This window comes from Novosphingobium clariflavum (assembly GCF_026420865.1).
GTDB classification, from domain to species: Bacteria; Pseudomonadota; Alphaproteobacteria; order Sphingomonadales; family Sphingomonadaceae; genus Novosphingobium; species Novosphingobium clariflavum.
Genome location: NZ_JAPCWC010000013.1, coordinates 53,630 through 71,430, shown reverse-complemented (window position 1 = coordinate 71,430; position 17,801 = coordinate 53,630). Strand labels below are relative to the sequence as shown.

18 protein-coding genes are annotated in these 17,801 nt (G+C 67.0%); 11 read left to right on the top strand and 7 right to left on the bottom strand.

Features of this window, described 5'->3' with window-relative positions:
• Positions 1-44: 44 nt before the first annotated feature.
• From OKA11_RS15935 to OKA11_RS15925, 3 genes are all read left to right on the top strand, one after another.
• Entirely contained in the window at positions 45-389 is a 345-nt protein-coding gene (locus OKA11_RS15935) for a LapA family protein (protein ID WP_267222055.1), read from the top strand.
• Between the two features lie 4 nt (positions 390-393).
• On the top strand, positions 394-1,071 hold the full coding sequence (gene pyrF, locus OKA11_RS15930; protein WP_267222053.1) for an orotidine-5'-phosphate decarboxylase: 678 nt from the start codon (positions 394-396) through the stop codon (positions 1,069-1,071).
• 170 nt (positions 1,072-1,241) lie between these two features.
• Positions 1,242-2,000: an SIMPL domain-containing protein gene (locus OKA11_RS15925; protein WP_267222051.1), complete on the top strand. Its 759-nt coding sequence runs from the start codon at positions 1,242-1,244 to the stop codon at positions 1,998-2,000.
• A 60-nt stretch (positions 2,001-2,060) separates the two neighbouring features.
• On the opposite strand, the gene OKA11_RS15920 is transcribed toward OKA11_RS15925, so the two are convergent.
• The gene (locus tag OKA11_RS15920) at positions 2,061-2,420 is read right to left on the bottom strand and encodes a DUF4019 domain-containing protein (RefSeq protein ID WP_267222049.1); all 360 of its coding nucleotides are present in this window, start codon (positions 2,418-2,420) and stop codon (positions 2,061-2,063) included.
• Positions 2,421-2,531: 111 nt separating this feature from the next.
• Here OKA11_RS15920 and OKA11_RS15915 point away from each other — a divergent pair, with 111 nt between their 5' ends.
• Entirely contained in the window at positions 2,532-3,173 is a 642-nt protein-coding gene (locus OKA11_RS15915; protein WP_267222046.1) for a phosphoribosylanthranilate isomerase, read from the top strand.
• 224 nt (positions 3,174-3,397) lie between these two features.
• Here OKA11_RS15915 and OKA11_RS15910 read toward each other — a convergent pair whose 3' ends face one another.
• Complete coding sequence (locus OKA11_RS15910; RefSeq protein WP_267222044.1) at positions 3,398-3,865, bottom strand: outer membrane protein; 468 nt, start codon at positions 3,863-3,865, stop codon at positions 3,398-3,400.
• Positions 3,866-4,121: 256 nt separating this feature from the next.
• Between OKA11_RS15910 and trpB the strand changes: the two genes are divergently transcribed.
• The 3 genes from trpB (at position 4,122) to OKA11_RS15895 (ending at position 7,543) form a co-directional block, all read left to right on the top strand.
• Entirely contained in the window at positions 4,122-5,363 is a 1,242-nt protein-coding gene (gene trpB / locus OKA11_RS15905) for a tryptophan synthase subunit beta (RefSeq protein WP_267222147.1), read from the top strand.
• Between the two features lie 3 nt (positions 5,364-5,366).
• Positions 5,367-6,143, top strand: coding sequence for a tryptophan synthase subunit alpha (gene trpA, locus OKA11_RS15900; RefSeq protein WP_267222042.1), 777 nt, complete (start codon positions 5,367-5,369; stop codon positions 6,141-6,143).
• Between the two features lie 104 nt (positions 6,144-6,247).
• A complete protein-coding gene (locus OKA11_RS15895; RefSeq protein ID WP_267222040.1) occupies positions 6,248-7,543 on the top strand; it encodes a bifunctional folylpolyglutamate synthase/dihydrofolate synthase in 1,296 nt (431 codons plus the stop codon).
• Between the two features lie 7 nt (positions 7,544-7,550).
• Here OKA11_RS15895 and OKA11_RS15890 read toward each other — a convergent pair whose 3' ends face one another.
• Positions 7,551-8,177, bottom strand: coding sequence for a hypothetical protein (locus OKA11_RS15890; protein ID WP_267222145.1), 627 nt, complete (start codon positions 8,175-8,177; stop codon positions 7,551-7,553).
• 145 nt (positions 8,178-8,322) lie between these two features.
• Positions 8,323-9,660 carry an MFS transporter gene (locus OKA11_RS15885; RefSeq protein WP_267222038.1) on the bottom strand — a complete coding sequence of 446 codons (1,338 nt, stop codon included), beginning with the start codon at positions 9,658-9,660 and terminating at the stop codon, positions 8,323-8,325.
• 111 nt (positions 9,661-9,771) lie between these two features.
• On the opposite strand from OKA11_RS15885, the gene OKA11_RS15880 reads away from it, so the two are divergent.
• Both OKA11_RS15880 and rsmD read left to right on the top strand, forming a co-directional pair.
• Complete coding sequence (locus OKA11_RS15880; RefSeq protein WP_267222036.1) at positions 9,772-11,292, top strand: pseudouridine synthase; 1,521 nt, start codon at positions 9,772-9,774, stop codon at positions 11,290-11,292.
• Positions 11,289-11,876, top strand: a complete 588-nt coding sequence (rsmD, locus tag OKA11_RS15875) for a 16S rRNA (guanine(966)-N(2))-methyltransferase RsmD (protein WP_267222034.1) — start codon at positions 11,289-11,291, stop codon at positions 11,874-11,876. Before OKA11_RS15880 ends, rsmD begins: the two co-directional genes overlap by 4 nt.
• Before the next feature lie 138 nt (positions 11,877-12,014).
• Here the strand turns inward: rsmD and OKA11_RS15870 are convergent, their stop codons facing one another.
• A complete protein-coding gene (locus tag OKA11_RS15870; RefSeq protein ID WP_267222032.1) occupies positions 12,015-12,287 on the bottom strand; it encodes a hypothetical protein in 273 nt (90 codons plus the stop codon).
• A 146-nt stretch (positions 12,288-12,433) separates the two neighbouring features.
• Between OKA11_RS15870 and OKA11_RS15865 the strand changes: the two genes are divergently transcribed.
• Positions 12,434-14,740, top strand: a complete 2,307-nt coding sequence (locus OKA11_RS15865; RefSeq protein ID WP_267222030.1) for an ATP-dependent helicase — start codon at positions 12,434-12,436, stop codon at positions 14,738-14,740.
• Between the two features lie 7 nt (positions 14,741-14,747).
• Here the strand turns inward: OKA11_RS15865 and OKA11_RS15860 are convergent, their stop codons facing one another.
• The gene (locus OKA11_RS15860; RefSeq protein WP_267222028.1) at positions 14,748-15,347 is read right to left on the bottom strand and encodes a methyltransferase family protein; all 600 of its coding nucleotides are present in this window, start codon (positions 15,345-15,347) and stop codon (positions 14,748-14,750) included.
• 171 nt (positions 15,348-15,518) lie between these two features.
• Here OKA11_RS15860 and OKA11_RS15855 point away from each other — a divergent pair, with 171 nt between their 5' ends.
• Positions 15,519-16,316 carry a sterol desaturase family protein gene (locus tag OKA11_RS15855; RefSeq protein ID WP_267222024.1) on the top strand — a complete coding sequence of 266 codons (798 nt, stop codon included), beginning with the start codon at positions 15,519-15,521 and terminating at the stop codon, positions 16,314-16,316.
• On the opposite strand, the gene OKA11_RS15850 is transcribed toward OKA11_RS15855, so the two are convergent.
• Positions 16,310-17,773 (bottom strand): carboxylesterase/lipase family protein, encoded by a 1,464-nt coding sequence (locus tag OKA11_RS15850; RefSeq protein ID WP_379489323.1) that lies wholly within the window; start codon positions 17,771-17,773, stop codon positions 16,310-16,312. The two genes, OKA11_RS15855 and OKA11_RS15850, sit on opposite strands and share 7 nt — an antisense overlap.
• Positions 17,774-17,801 lie beyond the last annotated feature (28 nt).

Here is a 17,801-nt window from a genome sequence, read left to right as displayed (position 1 = left end):
GGACCAGACTTGCAGAACCAGCTGCAGGAATTGCCGGAGGAAGCATGAATATCATCCGCACCGTGCTGTGGATTGCCCTGACCGCGATCCTTGTCGCCTTCATTGCCATGAACTGGGCCAAGGTACCGGTGAATTTCTGGCCGCTCGACGACGGCAACTACGTTCACTTCGAATGGCCGGTCGGCTTTGTCGCCCTCCTGTTCTTCGGCCTCGGCATGCTGCCGGTGTGGCTCTACCTGCGCGCGGTGCGCTGGCGGCTGGGCCGCCGCATCGCCACGCTGGAGAACTCGCTGCGCGCCAGTTCGATGCCCTCGATGACGGCGCCGGTCAGCGTGCCCGACGCCGCCCCCACCCCAGATCCCTCCCTCGACCCTACGCCGGAAGCCTGATCCCATGAACCACAATCCCGTCTACCTCGCGCTCGACCTGCCCCGCCTCGACGCTGCCGAAGCGCTGGCCCGCAAGGTCGCCGGGCACATCGGCGGGATCAAGCTGGGGCTGGAATTCTTCTGCGCCCATGGCCACCACGGCGTGCACGAGCTGCACAAGCTAGGCCTGCCGATCTTCCTCGACCTCAAGCTGCACGACATTCCCAACACGGTTGCCGGCGCCATGCAGGCGATCCACGTGCTGCAGCCCGCGATCGTCACCATCCACGCCGCCGGTGGCCGCGCGATGATGGAAGACGCCAAGGCCGCTGCGGGCGAGAACTGCAAGGTCGTGGCCGTCACCGTGCTGACCAGCCTCGACGGTGACGACCTCGCCTCGATCGGCGTCAACGACCAGCCCCACGCGCAGGCCCTGCGCCTTGCCGAACTGGCGCACTCGGCCGGGCTCGACGGCATCGTCTGCTCCGGCCACGAAGTCGGCGCGGTGCACAAGCAGTGGAAGGACGGCTACTTTGTCGTCCCCGGCCTGCGTCCGCAGAATGGCGGAAACGGCGACCAGAAGCGCATCGTCACCCCGCGCCAGGCCCGCGACGATGGCGCCAGCGTGCTGGTGATCGGCCGCCCGATCAGCCGCGCCGAAGACCCGCTGGCCGCAGCTCGCGCCATCGAGGCCACGCTCTGACGCATATCCCCGAGCCGGGCCAAGGCTGAGGCCGCCCGGCTCCGTCTCTCCGTTCATCCCCCGGAAATGCACGGTTCAGCGCCGCGCAACCTCCCGGGCGGCAGACCGTTGATCCGGTCCTGATGGCCCGATCACGATGGTCCGATCACGATGAATGGAGAGTGCGACTGATGAATTCCCCCCGACTGCTTGCTGCTGCTGCCTTCACCGCGCTGGCGCTGGCCAGCGCCCCCGCCGCGATGGCCCAGCAGACCGTCCCTGCCATCGAGGCCGGACACACCCTGCTCACCATCAATGCCGAAGGCTCCACCACCCGCACCCCCGACATGGCGAGCTATTCGGCCGGCGTCACCTCGCAGGGCACCACCGCCAGCGAGGCGATGGGCGCCAATTCGCAGGCCATGGCCCGCGTCATCGCCGCGCTCAAGAAAGCCGGGATCGCCGACAAGGACATCCAGACCACCAATCTCAGCCTGAACCCCGTCTACGCCGAGCCCAAGCGCCAGCCCGACGGCAGCTTCTCGGGCGAGCCGCGCGCCATCGTCGGCTATCAGGCCACCAACACCGTCAATGTCCGTCAGCGCAAGCTCGCGGACACCGGCAAGGTGATCGACGCGCTGGTCACCGCAGGCGCCAATCAGGTGAACGGCCCGGACTTCACGCTGTCCGCGCCCGACGCCGCCCAGGACGAGGCCCGCACCGATGCGATCAAGACCGCCCGCGCCCGTGCAGACCTCTATGCCCGCGCCGCAGGCCTGCGCGTGGTGCGGATCGTCTCGATCAGCGAAGGCGGCGGCTATGCGCCGCAGCCGATGATCTACGCACGCAGCAAGGCGGCGATGGAATCGCTCGCCTCCGCCCCGCCGGTTGCCGCCGGTGAACTGCAGATGTCGGTGAACGTCACCGTCCAGTTCGAACTCGGGCAGTAACGGTCCGCGCGAAAGCCGGCACAGCGCAGGCTTTCGCGCAGCGTGACACAGCGGCGCTGGTCAGTTCATCATCATGTCCTGCGACTGGATGTTGTAGCCGACCAGCGCCATGTGCCCGCCGTCTCCCTTGCGGTAGACGAACTGCTCGACCCCGCTGCCGTGCTCGAACGTCGTCTGCATGGTGAGGCTCACGAAGGTGCCGCCGGTGGTGGCATTGGTGTTCCAGCCGACCTGCTTGCTCTGGCGGACCTTGCCGAGCTTGCGGTGCACCGCATCGATCAGCATGCCGAACTGCGCCGGCTGGGTCGCCTTGCGGAAGTCAGGGTCCGCCGCCTTCCAGATGTCCTGCGACCGTCCCGCGTCAAGCGCGCGGTGGAACCTGGCCACCTCCATCTGCGCGTCCGCGAACGACTCCTTCATGCCGCACCCCGTCAGCATTGCGGCCGCGGCAAATGGCATTAGATAGCGCCCTAATCGGTTCATCAGTCGGTCCCCTGCATGTCAGGGCCGCAATCTAGGCCAGAAAATCCAATGCCAACAGCGGCAATCAAGATCTGCGGGATCAGCACCAGCGAGGCGCTCGAGGCGGCGATCCGCGCGCGCGCCGATCATGCCGGCTTCGTGTTCTTCCCGAAGAGCCCCCGCAACGTCACGCCCGCGCAGGCCGCCCAACTCGCCGAACGGGCGCAAGGGCGAATCGGCCGTGTCGGCCTGTTCGTCGATGCCGACGATGCCGCGATTGCCGAGGCCGTGGCCAGCGCCCGCCTCGACGCCTTCCAGCTGCACGGCAACGAGACGCCGGAACGGGCCGCACAGCTGCGCGCGCGCTACGGCGTGGCGGTGTGGAAGGCGCTTTCCGTCGCCACCGCCGAAGATGCCGCCAGGGCCGCCGCCTATGCGGGCGCTGTCGATCTGGTGCTGTTCGATGCCAAGACGCCCAAGGGCACGCTGCCCGGCGGCATGGGCCTCAGTTTCGATTGGAAACTGGTCGCGGGCTGGAAGGGCCCGGTCGCCTGGGGCCTTGCCGGCGGACTGACGCCCGACAACGTGGCCGAGGCCGTGCGCCTCACCGGCACGCCGCTGGTGGACACCTCTTCGGGGGTCGAGAGCGCGCCGGGCATCAAGGACCTCGACCGCATCGACACCTTCGCGCGCGCCGTTCGCGGCGCCTGAGCGTTCCAAGCTGCGGATGCGTCAGCATCACTGCAGCCTGGCAGGAGAGTCCGTTTGCAAATCCGCCATCGGCGGATCTTGCGGCACCGCCCTACTCCCCAAACAAGAAAGGGCGGCCCCCTCATGGGCCGCCCTTCCCTGGCTTACGCTCCGGGTGGAGCGATTCCGCGCAGTTGCCTCCGGCCCGACGCCTCGGTGGCGAAACCGGGCCGGAAGCAGCCGGATCAGAACTTCACGCCAACGCCCAGCAGGCCGACGTCTGCGTCGGGGGTGTTGTCGCCCACGAGCAGGTGCTTGTATTCAGCCTTGGCGTAGAAGCGGCTGTCGAGAGCCTGCTCGACGCCGCCGCCGACTGCAACGGCGCTGTTGCCGTACTTGGCGAACTTCGACTGCCAGGTCGAGTTGGCATAGAGCTTGGTGGTCGGGGTGATCTTGTAGCCGATGCGGCCACCGGCGCCCCACGAAACGCGGGTGTCGCTGGTCAGGACCTTGTCGGCCGAACCTTCGACGCCCACGAAGAACTTGCTGCCCAGGTCGTAGTCGTAGCCGACTGCGACGCCTGCAACTGCTTCGCTGTCGCTGCCGTCCCAGATGATGCCGGTGCGGGCTTCAACGCGCGCTTCATTGGCCAGAGCGGGGGTGGCGACGGCTGCGGCTGCAACGGCAGCCAGCGAAACGAGTGCGATACGCATTGTATTTTCTCCAGTATTTTCCCCGGCCCTCACCGGGGAGCCGCCCGCTGCGCTTCCTTTCCTTTCGCTCAGATGAACGAAATAATTCATAATTGCTCCGAAACGTCATGAAACTGCCACTTTTGGACACTATATTGCCATTAACGTTTGCACTGTTGCATCATTTGCAATTGAATTCAGGCGGTCCGTCCCCATGCAAACGATTATCGGCGAAGGCGCTGGACTTGGCCGCCGCGCTCTGCCAATCGCCCCGATCATGACCACGCACGCGCCTGTGAACAGCTTCCGCGCCCTGCCCGACGAGACCGGCCACTTCGGCCAGTTCGGCGGTCGCTACGTCGCCGAAACGCTGATGCCGCTCATTCTCGATCTCGAGACGGAATACCGGAAAGCACAGCAGGACCCCGCGTTCTGGGCGGAATTCGATGCCTTGATGAAGGATTTCGTCGGCCGCCCGAGCCCGCTCTACTTCGCGCCGCGCATGACCGAGCATTTCCGCGGCCTTGCCCCCGCCGGCAAGGGCCCGAAGATCTACTTCAAGCGCGAAGAGCTGAACCACACCGGCGCGCACAAGATCAACAACTGCATCGGCCAGATCCTGCTCGCGATCCGCATGGGCAAGAAGAAGATCATCGCCGAGACCGGCGCCGGCCAGCACGGCGTCGCCACCGCCACCGTCGCCGCGCGCTTCGGCCTGCCCTGCAAGATCTTCATGGGCGCCAAGGACATCGAGCGCCAGAAGCCCAACGTGTTCCGCATGAAGCTGCTGGGTGCCGAAGTCGTCTCCTGCGAAAGCGGGTCGCAGTCCCTGAAGGACTCGATGAACGACGCGCTGCGCCACTGGGTCGCCAACGTCCACGACACCTTCTACATCATCGGCACCGCCGCCGGCCCGCACCCCTATCCGGAACTGGTGCGCGATTTCCAGTCGATCATCGGCAAGGAAACGCGCGAGCAGATCATGGAGAAGGAAGGCCGCCTGCCCGACATGCTGGTGGCAGCGGTCGGCGGTGGCTCCAACGCGATCGGCCTGTTCCACCCCTTCCTCGATGATCCCGAAGTCGCGATGACCGGCATCGAGGCGGGCGGCCACGGCGTCGAGACAGACAAGCACGCCGCCTCGCTGACCGGCGGCAAGCCCGGCATCCTCCACGGCAACAAGACCTACCTCCTCCAGGACGAGGACGGCCAGATCACCGAGGCGCACTCGATCTCGGCGGGTCTCGACTATCCGGGCCTCGGCCCCGAACACTCGTGGCTGCACGAGAGCGGCCGGGTGAACTACGTGCCGATCACCGATAGCGAGGCGCTCGAGGCGTTCCAGCTGTGCTGCGAGCTCGAGGGGATCATCCCGGCGCTCGAAAGCGCGCACGCGCTCGCCGCGCTGCCGCAGCTGACCGCTGAAATGGACGCGGACAAGCTGCTCGTCGTCAACGTCTCGGGCCGCGGCGACAAGGACATTTTCACGGTGGCCGAAGCGCTGGGCGTGGAGCTTTAATCGATGACCCGCTTCGAAACCGCATTCGCCAAAGGCCCCGCGCTCGTCTGCTTCATCACCGCGGGTGACGGCGACACCGCCGCCAACCTCGACGCGCTGGTCGCAGGCGGCGCCGACGTGATCGAGCTCGGCATGCCCTTCACCGATCCCATGGCCGATGGTCCGGCGATCCAGGAAGCCAACATCCGCGCCCTCGAGGCGGGAACGAAGACCGCCGACGTGCTGCGCATGGCGAGCGAATTCCGCGTCCGCCATCCGCAAGTTCCGCTGGTGCTCATGGGCTATGCCAACACCATGGTCGCGCGCGGCGCGGAGTGGTTTGCCGAGAAGAGCGCCGAGGCCGGTGTGGACGGCGTGATCTGCGTCGACATCCCGCCCGAGGAAGACGCCGAACTGGGTCCGGCGCTGCGCGGCAAGGGCCTCTCGCTGATCCGCCTTGCCACCCCCACCACCGATGCCGAACGCCTTCCGGCCGTTCTCAATGGCTCCTCGGGGTTCCTCTACTACGTCTCTGTCGCCGGTGTGACCGGGATGCAGCAGGCCGCGCAGGGCTCGATCGAGGACGCTGTGGCCAGACTCAAGGCCGCCAGCACGATCCCCGTCGCGGTCGGCTTCGGCGTGCGTACACCCGAACAGGCCAGCCAGATCGCCAAGGTGGCGGACGGCGTGGTCGTCGGCTCGGCGCTGGTCGATCTGGTCAAGCAGCACGGCACCGAAGCGCCTGACCATCTGCGCGCGCTGACTTCGGCGCTGGCCGAAGCGGTTCACGCCGAGCGCTGATCCCACCAGTTTCCCGTCGTTGCGCCCAGCATGACGACACAGCAATCCCGTGCATCGCGGCGGCCGCCAAGGCTTGCCGCGATGTGCCTTTCCGGACGGGTGCCATGAAAGACTTCGCCGTTTCCGCAGACCCGCGCGTGCAGGCCCAGCTTGACCGGCTGGGCGCACTGTCGATCCCGCAGGGGCGCCTCGGGCTGGAGACGATCCACGCGCTGCTCGACCGGCTCGGCAATCCGCACAAGCGCCTGCCGCCGACCTTCCATGTCGCGGGAACCAACGGCAAGGGATCGACCTGCACATACCTGCACTACATGCTGGAGGCGCAGGGCCTCAAGGTCCATTCGGCCACCAAGCCGCACCTCGTGCGCTACAACGAGCGCATTCGCCTCGGCGGCAAGCTGATCTCGGATGAAATGCTGGCCGATCTGCTTCGCGAAGTGCTGGATGCGGGCGAAGACCTCGGTCCCAGCTTCTTCGAGGTGACTACGGCGGCGATCTTCCTCGCCTTCGCCCGCGAACCGGCGGATGCCTGCGTGATCGAGGTCGGCCTCGGCGGGCGGCTCGATGCCACCAATGTCCTCGACCATCCGGCCGCCTGCGGCATCGTCACCCTCGGCATCGACCACGAGGCCTTCCTGCTGCGCCCCGAAGCAGGCGCGCCGGAAGCGCCGCTGGCCCGCATCGCCTTCGAAAAGGCCGGCATCGTGCGCGGCCCGGCCCCGCTCGTCACGCTGAGCTATCCCGAAAGCGCCACGCTCGAGATCGAGCGCGCCGCGCTCACTGCCGGTGCGCCGCTCCACATGCGCGGGCGCGACTGGGATGCCGCAATCGGCGACATGATCGAATATTCGGACCGTCACGGCGAACTCGCGCTGCCTCTGCCCACCCTGCCCGGCACCCATCAGGCCGAGAACGCCGCGCTGGCCGTCGCCATCCTGCGCCATCAGGACCGCGTCACCGTCTCCGCCCAGGCCATGGCCGAGGGCATCCGCAACGCGAAGTGGCCCGCCCGCCTCCAGCACCTGCGCAACGGCCCGCTGACGCGCCATGCCGGCGGGCGCGAGGTCTGGCTGGACGGCGGCCACAACCCCGATGCAGGCCTTGCCATCGCCCGCCATTTCGCGGGCCAGCGGCTTCATCTCGTGATCGGAATGCTCGCCAACAAGGACCCGCGCGCGCTCACCGACCCGCTCGCGGAAAGCATCGCCAGCATTCATGCCGTGCCGGTTCCCGGCCATGACTGCCACGGCCCGGCCAGTTTCGGCCCCTCTGCCCGTGCGGCCGAAAGCGTTGCGGCGGCATTGGCCGCCCTGCCCGGCGACGGTCTGCCGGTCCTGATCGCCGGATCGCTCTATCTCTCCGGCGTAGTGCTGGAGGCGAACGCGGAAATTCCCGACTGATCCGCCCTTACCCGGGCAATTTCCCGAAGGGCAGCAACTTGAGCGCCAGCGCCGCAGCCGCCTTGCCGTCGTTCGCACGCAAGGCGGGCAGCATGGAAATGGCCGCACGCTTGAGGATCGCATCCAGCGGCGTCGGTGTCTGACCGGCAGCGGCAGCCTCGGCAAACCGGCGCGTCGCGGCCACGGAGCCATGATCGCTGCGGATCTGCATCAGTGCCGCCAGTCCGGGATAGAACGCCCGGTTCCCGCCCAGATCGACGGCACGGGTCAAGGCCGAAAGGCCCTGGTCCTTCTTTGCCCCCAGCGCCGTGCGCGCCAGGAAGCCGCCGAGTTCATCCACCGCGCCAAGGTGCCAGGCCGCTATCGCCATCTGCACTTCGGCATCGCGCGGGTTCTGTGCCAGGAGCTTCTGGAACACATCGAGCGAGGCGCGCACGTCCGTCCGGCTGTGCGTCAGCTTGCCCCGATAGCCGATTGCGACGCCGCGTTGCAGCGCCGCCTCGCGGTCTCCCGGATGGGCCGCAAGCGCCCGGTCAGCGGCGGTGATGGCGCTGCCGATCAATTGCAGCGCGCGGGCCTTGTCGTCGGTCTTGAACGCGGCGGCCGTCAGAATATCGCGCGGCGTCTCCGCCATCACCTGAACCGGCGCGATGATCGCCAGGCCCAGCGCGGGAAGCAATGCCCCCCGCCGCAGCCTGGCCAGTGCAAGGAAGATCGTTCGTAGCATCAAACACTTTCTCCCGAATGGTCAGCCCCGCACCCGCCCGATTTTCAAACCGTCAGGACGACTGGCCCGCCTCCAGCTCCGCCCTGTCCTCGCCCGCCGTGCCCATCGCCTGATCGACGAGGCCCGTGCGGCACATCCACCAGAACAGCACGATGCCCGGCAGCGAGGCAACCGTGGTCAGCAGATAGAAGTTCACGTAGCCCATCGCCTCGATCAGCGCGCCCGCCGTCGTGCCGGTAAGCAGACGGCCAACCACGCTCGCCGCAGCTGAGATCAGCGCGTATTGCGCGGCGGTGTAGCGAAGATCGCAGAGCGCCGAGAAATAGGCGATCACCACCACGCCGCCATAACCGGACGCGATGTTCTCGAAGCCGATCGCGCCCGCCATGCCCCAGTTGCTGTGTCCGGCCGCCGCCAGCGCCGCGAAGCTGAGGTTGGAGGCGCCCATCAGGATCAGCGAGATCAGCACCGAACGCTTGAGCCCCATCTTCGCGAAAGCCACGCCGCCGATGAACACGCCGATCAGATAGGCCCAGAACCCGAGACCGACGTCGTAGAGCGCGATCTCGTCGTTCGAGAACTTGAGGTCGTCGAACAGCAGGCGGAAGGTCAGGTTCGCCAGCGTGTCGCCGATCTTGTGGACGAGGATGAAGGTCAGCACCAGCACCGCGCCATTCCGGCGGAAGAACTCGGCAAACGGCCCGGCGATGGAACTCCACACTTCCACCACGCCGCGCTTCTCGACCACGACCTTGCGGCGCTCAGGCTCGCCAAGGAACATCGCCGTCAGCATCGCGGGGAGCGCGAAGAAGGCACAGGCGGCATAACCCGCGCTCCAGCCATGGCGGGCCGAGACCACCAGCGCCAGCGCGCCGGCACCGGCCGAACCGATACGCCAGCCGTACTGGCTCATCCCGGAGCCGGTGCCGAGCTGGTAAGGCTTCAGCGTCTCGATGCGGTAGGCGTCGATCACGATGTCGAAGCTGGCGCCCGCCACGCCCACCAGGACGGCGGCGATCACGGTCGCGGAAATGTCGGCGGCAGGATCGACGAAGGCGAGGTTCAGCACCGCCGCGATCACGAACAGGCCGCAGACCATCATCCACGAGACGCGCTGGCCCATGCTGCCCAGCACCGGCAGGCGCACGCCGTCGATGATCCAGGCCCAGAAGACCTTGAGGTTGTAGACGAGGAAGGCGAGCGTGAAGGCAGTGACCGTCTTCTTGTCGATGCCGTCCTGCGCGAGACGCGTGGTGAGCGTCGCGCCGATCATCGCATAGGGGAAACCGGAGGACAGCCCCAGAGCGAACGAGGCCAGCGATTCTTTCTCGACATAGGGTTTGACCGCATCCCAGACGCCGCGACGTTGTTCGATACTTTGGGCGTCCACGCTGTGATCTCCGGTTTCGACACGCGAATATGCTAATTTGCCGCACCCTAACGCGCCCTTGGCGCAAGGGAAGGCTGGATGAAGCGACGATCAACAGGTATGGGCGGGCAAATGTCCAAACCTCCTTTCAAATCCGGCGGCCCGAAGCGTGGCGGCGGTGGTTCGCGTGATGGCTCTTCGCGCGACGGTTCTTTCCGCAGCGGCCCGCGTGGCGGCAACTCCCGGGGCGATGCCCCACGCGACCGCGGTGCCCGCGGCGAAAGCCGGTATGGCGACGGCACGTACAGCACCGGGCGTGAAGACCGGCGTGATGATCGGCGCGATGATCGGCGGGGCGACAAGCCCACCTTCCATCGCGGCCCGCGCAAGGCCGAGGACGCGAAGCCTTATGGCAGCAAGCCGTACGGCGAACGCGGCCGCGAGGATCGCGGCGGTCCCGCGCGTGATGGCCAGCGCGGCGGCCAGCGCGGCGACGGGCCCGCTTACGGCCGGGGCCCGCGCAAGGATGACGGCGGCAAGCCCTATGGCGCCAAGGCGCGCAGCGATCGCGACTCCGGCGACTATGGCAGCAGCGAACGTCCCTGGAGCAACCGCAACCGCGACGATCGCCGCGATGCACCGCAAGGCGCGCGCAGCGAACGCCCGGCCTATGGCCGCGGCCCGCGCCAGGACGACGAGCGCAAGCCCTTCGGCAACAAGCCCTTCGGCAGCAAGCCTTACGGCAGCCGCGACGGCGGCGAGCGCCCCCGCAGCGACCGTTTTGCCGGTGAACGCTTCGGCAAGGATCGTTTCGCCAACGATCGCCCCCGTGAAGAACGCCGCCCGCGCCCGGTTCGCGCCGCACCGCGCGCCGCCGCGCCCACGGCCAAGACCCCGGGCATGCCGGTGCGCGACGGCGAACGCATCGCCAAGCTGCTCGCCCGCGCCGGCGTCGCCAGCCGCCGCGAGGCCGAGCGCCTGATCATCGAAGGCCGCGTGCGCCTTGGTGAAGATCTGATCGAAACCCCCTCCACCGTACTGCCGAACTTGCGCGGCGTGACGGTCGACGGCAATCCCGTGCGCGATGCCGAGGAAACCCGCCTCTTCATCTTCCACAAGCCCTCCGGCCTCATCACCGCCGAGCGCGACCCGATGGGCCGCCCGACGATCTACACCGCGCTGCGCAACGCGCTGCCGGAAGATTCGGGCCGCGTGATGCCGATCGGCCGCCTCGACCTCAACACCGAGGGCCTGCTGCTGCTGACCAACGACGGCGAGTTCAAGCGCCAGCTCGAACTGCCTGCCACCGGCGTGCCGCGCACCTACCGCGCCCGCACCTTCGGCGATATTTCGCAGGCCCAGCTTGAGGACCTGATCGAAGGCATCGAGATCGAAGGCGTTGTCTACGGCAAGATCGACGCCAACATGGAGCGCCGCACCGGGCGCAACCAGTGGGTCGAGATGACCCTGACCGAAGGCAAGAACCGCGAAGTGCGCCGCGTTCTGGAGCACCTCGGACTGCAGGTCAGCCGCCTGATCCGCATTTCCTACGGCCCGTTCCGCCTGCTCGACCTGCCCAAGGGCATGGTCGTGGAAGTCTCGCCCCGCGAACTCGAGAACTTCCGCCGCACGCTGCCGGACGCGAAGGCATGAAGCCTGCCAATGCCCGGGGCAACGTGCGGACCGGCCTGCGCATCGTCGCAGGCGAATGGCGCGGCCGCAAGCTGGCCACGCCCGAAGGCGATGCCACGCGCCCGACCGCAGACCGCACCCGCGAGACGCTGTTCTCGATGCTGGCAAGCCGTCTCGGCACGTTCGAGGGGCTGAAAGTGGCCGATCTCTTTGCCGGATCGGGCGCACTCGGCCTCGAGGCGCTTTCGCGCGGGGCCGCGCATTGCCTCTTCGTGGACCAGGACCCCGGCGCGATCCGGGCGATCCGCACCAACATCGCCAATCTGCGCGCTCAGGGGCAGACCGATGTGCGCGCAAGCTCGGCCCTGTCGCTTGGCCCGGCCAAGGAAACGCTGGACCTCGTCCTGCTCGATCCGCCTTACGACACCGGCGCCGGTGCCGTAGCGGTCGACAAGCTCAACCGCCTCGGCTGGATCGGCGAGCAGACCTGGGTCTGCATCGAAACCGGCCGCGACGAATCGATCGCGATCAAGGGCTTCGAAGTCGAATCCACGCGCGACGTCGGCAAGGCCCGACTGCACATCCTGCGCCGCGTCCCGGCCTGACGCTTCAGGTTACATTTCCATACTTCAAGGGGTGCCTTTGCCGACCGCAAGGCACCCCTTTGCGTTTGGTTACCTTTAGCCATCACCGGCGGTTACTTTTTCATACCGCACTCGGTCACTTTCTCATACCGCGCTTGGTCACTTTTTCATGCTGGCAGGCTGCCCCGGCCAGTCCGCCATCGGCCTGTTGCCGAAGTGCAGGCCAGCCTGCCGAGGGTTGATACAGCTATCGACGACGGTCTTCGAGCAGACCTTGTAGCTCTGCCCGTCTACCGTCACTTGGGAAGGAGTGCCGCGGGATTCGCGGAGCATGGCGCCCGCCCGGTGATGCGGCGAGGCAGCCAGAGCCGAACCTGCGGTGGGAATGAGTGCGGCCGCTGCGGCCAGCACCAAGATCGAGCGATAAAACATCCGGACTTCTCCATGGATGACAGCCGCACGCTCATCGTCACAATGCGCGTCGTCTGCTTCGGTTCCCTCAAAAACCGGCGGAGATTGTGCCCTGTCCTGGCGAAGCGGCCTTGCACGCCCTGCCCCCGTTCTCTAGATGTTCACGGGTGAACGATCTGCAATCCCCCGTGCCCGACGCCCCTTCCGACCCGCTCATCGACGGGCTGAACCCGCCCCAGCGCGAGGCGGTTCTGACCACCGAAGGCCCGGTGCTGATGCTGGCGGGTGCCGGTACCGGCAAGACGGCGGCGCTCACCCGCAGGCTTGCGCATCTGGTGCGCAGCCGCCTGGCCTGGCCCAGCGAGATCCTCTGCGTCACCTTCACCAACCGCGCCGCGCGCGAGATGCGCGAGCGTGTCGGCCAGTTGATCGGCCCGGCGGTCGAGGGGATGCCCTGGCTCGGCACTTTCCACGCGATTGCCGCCAAGATGCTGCGCCGCCACGCCGAACTGGTCGGCCTCCAGCCCAATTTCACGATCATCGACACCGACGATCAACTGCGCGTGCTGAAGCAGCTGATCCAGGCCGAAGGGATTGACGAAAAGCGCTGGCCCGCGCGCCAGCTCGCCGGTTGCATCGACCGCTGGAAGAACCGCGGCCTCAACCCCGCCGATCTCGATGCCGGAGAGAACGAATCCTACGCCAACGGGCGCGGGCAGAAGTTCTACCAGCTTTATCAGGACCGCCTGAAGACGCTGAACGCCTGCGATTTCGGCGATCTCCTGCTGCACATGCTCAATATCCTGCGCACCAACCGCGAAGTGCTGGAGCAGTACCAGCAGCGCTTCAAGTACGTGATGGTGGACGAGTATCAGGACACCAACCAGGTCCAGTACCTCTGGCTCCGGCTCATCGCCCAGGTGCGCAAGAACATCTGCGTGGTGGGCGATGACGACCAGTCGATCTACTCCTGGCGCGGCGCGGAAGTGGCCAATATCCTCAAGTTCGAGAAGGACTTCCCCGGCGCGAAAGTGATCCGGCTGGAGCAGAACTACCGCTCCACCCCGCAGATCCTTGCCGCCGCCTCGGGCCTGATCGGCGAGAATACCCAGCGCCTCGGCAAGACGCTGTGGACCGAACGGCACGCGGGCGACAAGGTGCGCGTGATCGGCGTCTGGGACGCGCCCGAAGAAGCCCGCCGCGTCGGCGACGAGATCGAACGGCTGGAACGCGAAGGCGCCCCGCTCGACCAGATCGCCATCCTGGTGCGTGCGCAGTACCAGACGCGCGAATTCGAGGACCGCTTCATCGCGATCGGCATGAAGTACCGCATCGTCGGCGGCTTCCGCTTCTACGAGCGTGCCGAAATCCGCGACGCGCTCGCGTATTTGCGGGTCATCGCCCAGCCAGCGGACGACCTTGCCTTCGAGCGCATCTACAATGCCCCCAAGCGCGGCCTCGGCGCCAAGGCCCTGGAGGCGCTGCACACGCTTGCCCGCCGGCGCGCGATTCCGCTCGCCATGGCCGCGATCGAGATTGCCGACACCGACGAACTGCCCGCCCGCGCGCGCAACACCTTCCTCTCGCTGATGCGCGACTTCGCCCGCTGGCGCGATCTCTCCGCCACCGAGAACCCGGCCGACCTCATGCGCACCGTGCTCGACGAGAGCGGCTATACCGACGCGCTGCAGGCGGAAAAGACGCCCGAGGCGAACGGGCGGCTGGAAAACCTCGTCGAACTCGCCCGCGCCATGGAAGAGTATGAAAGCCTCGGCGATTTCCTCGAACATGTCAGCCTGGTGATGGACAACGAGGCCGCCTCCGACGAGGAAAAGGTCACGATCATGACCATGCATGCCGCCAAGGGGCTGGAATTCGACAACGTGTTCCTGCCGGGCTGGGAGGAAGGCGTGTTCCCCTCGCAGCGCGCGATGGACGAAGGCGGGCTTGCCAGTCTGGAAGAGGAGCGCCGCCTCGCCTACGTCGCGATCACGCGGGCGCGGCGCAAGTGCACGATCCTCCACGCCGCCAATCGACGCATCTATGGCCAGTGGACCAGTTCCATCCCCTCGCGCTTCGTTGCCGAACTGCCCGAGGATCACGTCGACAGCGAAACCACGCTATCGGGCGGCGCTTCGCTGTGGAGGGCGCAGTGGAGCGAACATGCCGATCCTTTCGCCGAAGTCGCCCGCGCGCAGCCTGCCCGCACGATGACGCGCGGGCCCGGCTGGCAACGCGCCGCGGCGCAGGACTACGATCCCAAGCCGCGCCGTATCGCCGAATCGACCCGCAGCGCCGCCAGCTTCGCCTCGAAACCGCGCACCGACATCGAAGTCGGCGCACGCGTGTTCCACGAGAAGTTCGGCTATGGCAAAGTCACCGGGCAGGAAGGCAACAAGCTGGAGATCGACTTCGAGCAGGCCGGCGCCAAGCGTGTGCTCGACAGCTTCGTGAAGCCTGCCAGCGAGGTCTGAAACCGGCTCAGACGAGCCCCGGGATCAACCGCGAACGGACCTTCTCGGCATATGCACGGTAGGCCGGATCGGCGCGCAGGACCTTCTCCTCCTCGTCCGTGCGCATCCACAGCAGGATCCACGCCAGCGCATAGACCGCCAGGTTCCAGGCTGAGAGATAGAGCATCAGATAGCCGATGTGGTTGATGATATAGGCCATGTACATCGGGTGGCGAACCAGACGATACACGCCGCCGCTCTTGACCCCGCGATTGGCCGCCACCACCCCGAAGCTGCGGCGCAGCGACAGCTTGGCGAGGATCGACAGCGCCACACCGCCCAGGATCATCGAGGTCGAGACAAGATCGGGCACCAGCTGGATGCCGCTCGGCACGATCAGCAGGCCCGCCGCCGTGCCGCCGAACCCCACGAGCACCGGCTTGACCCCGGTCGCCACGTCGCCGGGACGCTGCAGCAGGATCAGCACGACGCCAAGCAGTTCGGCCACCAGGAACACCGCCAGCTGCGGGTGCTGCGGCATGGCCGGAAGCAGGCGCCAGACCACCATGTAGGCCAGCAGGATCATGAAGGCGCATTCGGCAATATGAAGCAGGCGAGGCAAAGTCATCGAAGTCCCCCGTCCCCCGCCGCAACGGCCGGGCACACCGAACAGCTAGCGCCACATTGGTAAACAGCCGTTTAAGCCGGGATAATCATGCGCTCCCTGTCTCCGCGTTTAGGATCGGGAAACCATGACGGCCTAGGATCGCCGCCAGTTCCTTCCTACGGGCCTGTCCTGATGCATGAAATCCTTGCCGTCCTGCGGCCCCTGTTCTTCGCGGCGCTGCTGCTCGTCCCGCTCGAGTGGCTGCTGCCCGCACGGGGCCCCGATCGCCGCACCCGCGCGGGGATAGTCGCGGACATTCTCCATGCAACGGTGGGCACGCTCATGATCCGGTTCGGCGCCATGCTGCTGCTGGCGCTGATCGCACCGTTCGATCCACTCGTGCATCTGTCCGGGACGATCCCGGTCTGGCTGCAGGCGATCATCCTGCTGCTGGTCTGCGACTTCATCATCTGGTGCGTGCACCGCAGCTTCCACGCCTCACCCTTCCTCTGGCGCTTCCACCGCATCCACCATTCCAGCCCGCATCTCGACTGGCTGGCCACTGCCCGCGTTCATCCGGTCGAGCAGATCGTCTTTGCCACCGCCATGGCACTGCCGATGTGCATCGCCGCCTTCTCGCCTGCGGCCGTGGCGATCTACATGGGTTTCTACACGCTGCACGCAAACCTGCTGCATGCCGATACCCGGCTCTCGTTCGGGCCGCTCGACGCCGTGTTCACGCCGCCGCGCGTGCACCACTGGCACCATGCCGACGAAGTGCACGCCTATGACAGCAATTTCGGCTCGCAACTGGTGATCTGGGACAAGCTGTTCGGCACCGCCTACCGCCCCGAAGCCGAGCGCCCTTCCCGATTCGGCGTGGAGCAGGCGCCGCCGGAAAACTTCGTCGACCACCTCGCCGCGCCGTTCCGCGCGCAGCCCGAGCTACGGTCGGATAGCGGCGGCGCCGTGGCCGAAAGCGCTCACTGACCCTGCGACGCGGCGTCGATCTGCGGCAGCAGAGGATCGGGAATGTTCGCCGCCGTGCCATCCGGGGCAAGATCGAGGATCGCCTCGCCCTGCCGTGAACGCGGCTGCCAGACCGGCAGGTCCGCACCGTTGGGATTGCCCGTCTTCGCGAAGTTCACCAGATAGCCGCTGGCAATCCGCGCCATGCCGGCATCCCGATCGCTCGCCCCTGCACCATACTTGATCGCCACGGTGCCGAGAAAATAGGGAATGTCCGTCGCATGGCCCGCACCCTTGCCGTCCTGCGGCAGCGAACTGGCGACATACCCGAAGCGATATTCCCAGACCGGCACGCCCTGTTCGGCGATCAGGCCTGACACCTGGCGTGCGCCCGCGATCATCCCGCCGGTCACGCCGCCGATGTCATCGCTCGTCGCGCCGATGATCATCGGCACCTGATGGAACGTGCCGGATGCATAGGCCTTGCGCTCATCGACCGCGATGTGGCCATCGGCGAACGGGCTTGCAAAGGTGCGCGGCGCACTCGACGGCGCGAACAGCGCCGCAAGGTTCAGCCCGTCGACCACGGCATCGGCCGGAAGTGCGCGCAGTTTCGCGAGGCTTTCGGGGTCGTCCGCGGCAATACCCTTGCCTGCCGCAAAGCGCAGCCCCGCCGCCTCGGCCGATGCGAGATCGGCATCGACCAGCATCTGTCCGTCGCCGCCCGACATCACCACCGCCTTGTCGAACAGCCCGTTCGCCAGCGGCGATGTGACGAGATTGTGCACCGACATGCCGCCCGCACTCTCGCCCACGATCGTCACGTTGTCGGGATCGCCGCCAAACGCCTCGATATTGCGCTGGACCCAAGAAAGCGCCGCGATCTGGTCGAGATAGCCATAATTGCCGATTAGGCCGCCATCCTCCTGCGCCTGCGTCAACGCAGGATGGGCAAAAGTGCCGAACCGGCCGACCCGGTAGTTGAAGCTGAAGAACAGCACGCCCTGCCGCGCCAGCTGCGCGCCGGAATAGGTCGGCGGCGAGGCCCCGCCGTTGACGAAGCCGCCGCCGTAGATCCACACCACCACCGGCAGCTTGCCCCCGGCCTGCTGAGGCCGCCAGACGTTGGCATAGAGGCAGTCCTCTGCCGGCGGCGTGCCGAGCGGCGCGGCATCGCCGTCGAACGGCTTCTGCATGCAGTCATGGCCATATTCGCCCGCATCGCGCACGCCCTGCCACGATGCCGCCGGCTGCGGCGCGCGCCAGCGCAAATCGCCCACCGGCGGCGCGGCGAAGGGGATGCCCTTCCAGCTGATCACGCCGCCTTCGACATGGCCCTGGAGCGCGCCGTTTTCCTCATGCACCAATGCCCCGGGATCCGCCGTGGCCGCGCAGCCCATGCCCAGACCGAGCGCCGCGCCCAACCCCAGCGAAACGGCCAGCGCCCGCCTCATTGCCCCAAGACGCTCAGCTCGCATCAACGCCACTCCTTGCCGCCGCTCGGGA

Coding starts and splice junctions, on each gene's coding strand:
- trpA (WP_267222042.1), top strand. CDS start 5,367: ATGACCCGCTTCGAAACCGCATTCGCCAAAGGCCCCGCGCTCGTCTGC.
- OKA11_RS15910 (WP_267222044.1), bottom strand. CDS start 3,865: ATGCGTATCGCACTCGTTTCGCTGGCTGCCGTTGCAGCCGCAGCCGTC.
- OKA11_RS15935 (WP_267222055.1), top strand. CDS start 45: ATGAATATCATCCGCACCGTGCTGTGGATTGCCCTGACCGCGATCCTT.
- OKA11_RS15925 (WP_267222051.1), top strand. CDS start 1,242: ATGAATTCCCCCCGACTGCTTGCTGCTGCTGCCTTCACCGCGCTGGCG.
- pyrF (WP_267222053.1), top strand. CDS start 394: ATGAACCACAATCCCGTCTACCTCGCGCTCGACCTGCCCCGCCTCGAC.
- OKA11_RS15895 (WP_267222040.1), top strand. CDS start 6,248: ATGAAAGACTTCGCCGTTTCCGCAGACCCGCGCGTGCAGGCCCAGCTT.
- OKA11_RS15850 (WP_379489323.1), bottom strand. CDS start 17,773: ATGCGAGCTGAGCGTCTTGGGGCAATGAGGCGGGCGCTGGCCGTTTCG.
- OKA11_RS15890 (WP_267222145.1), bottom strand. CDS start 8,177: ATGGCGGAGACGCCGCGCGATATTCTGACGGCCGCCGCGTTCAAGACC.
- OKA11_RS15860 (WP_267222028.1), bottom strand. CDS start 15,347: ATGACTTTGCCTCGCCTGCTTCATATTGCCGAATGCGCCTTCATGATC.
- OKA11_RS15880 (WP_267222036.1), top strand. CDS start 9,772: ATGTCCAAACCTCCTTTCAAATCCGGCGGCCCGAAGCGTGGCGGCGGT.
- OKA11_RS15920 (WP_267222049.1), bottom strand. CDS start 2,420: ATGAAGGAGTCGTTCGCGGACGCGCAGATGGAGGTGGCCAGGTTCCAC.
- OKA11_RS15915 (WP_267222046.1), top strand. CDS start 2,532: ATGCCAACAGCGGCAATCAAGATCTGCGGGATCAGCACCAGCGAGGCG.
- OKA11_RS15855 (WP_267222024.1), top strand. CDS start 15,519: ATGCATGAAATCCTTGCCGTCCTGCGGCCCCTGTTCTTCGCGGCGCTG.
- OKA11_RS15870 (WP_267222032.1), bottom strand. CDS start 12,287: ATGTTTTATCGCTCGATCTTGGTGCTGGCCGCAGCGGCCGCACTCATT.
- rsmD (WP_267222034.1), top strand. CDS start 11,289: ATGAAGCCTGCCAATGCCCGGGGCAACGTGCGGACCGGCCTGCGCATC.
- trpB (WP_267222147.1), top strand. CDS start 4,122: ATGACCACGCACGCGCCTGTGAACAGCTTCCGCGCCCTGCCCGACGAG.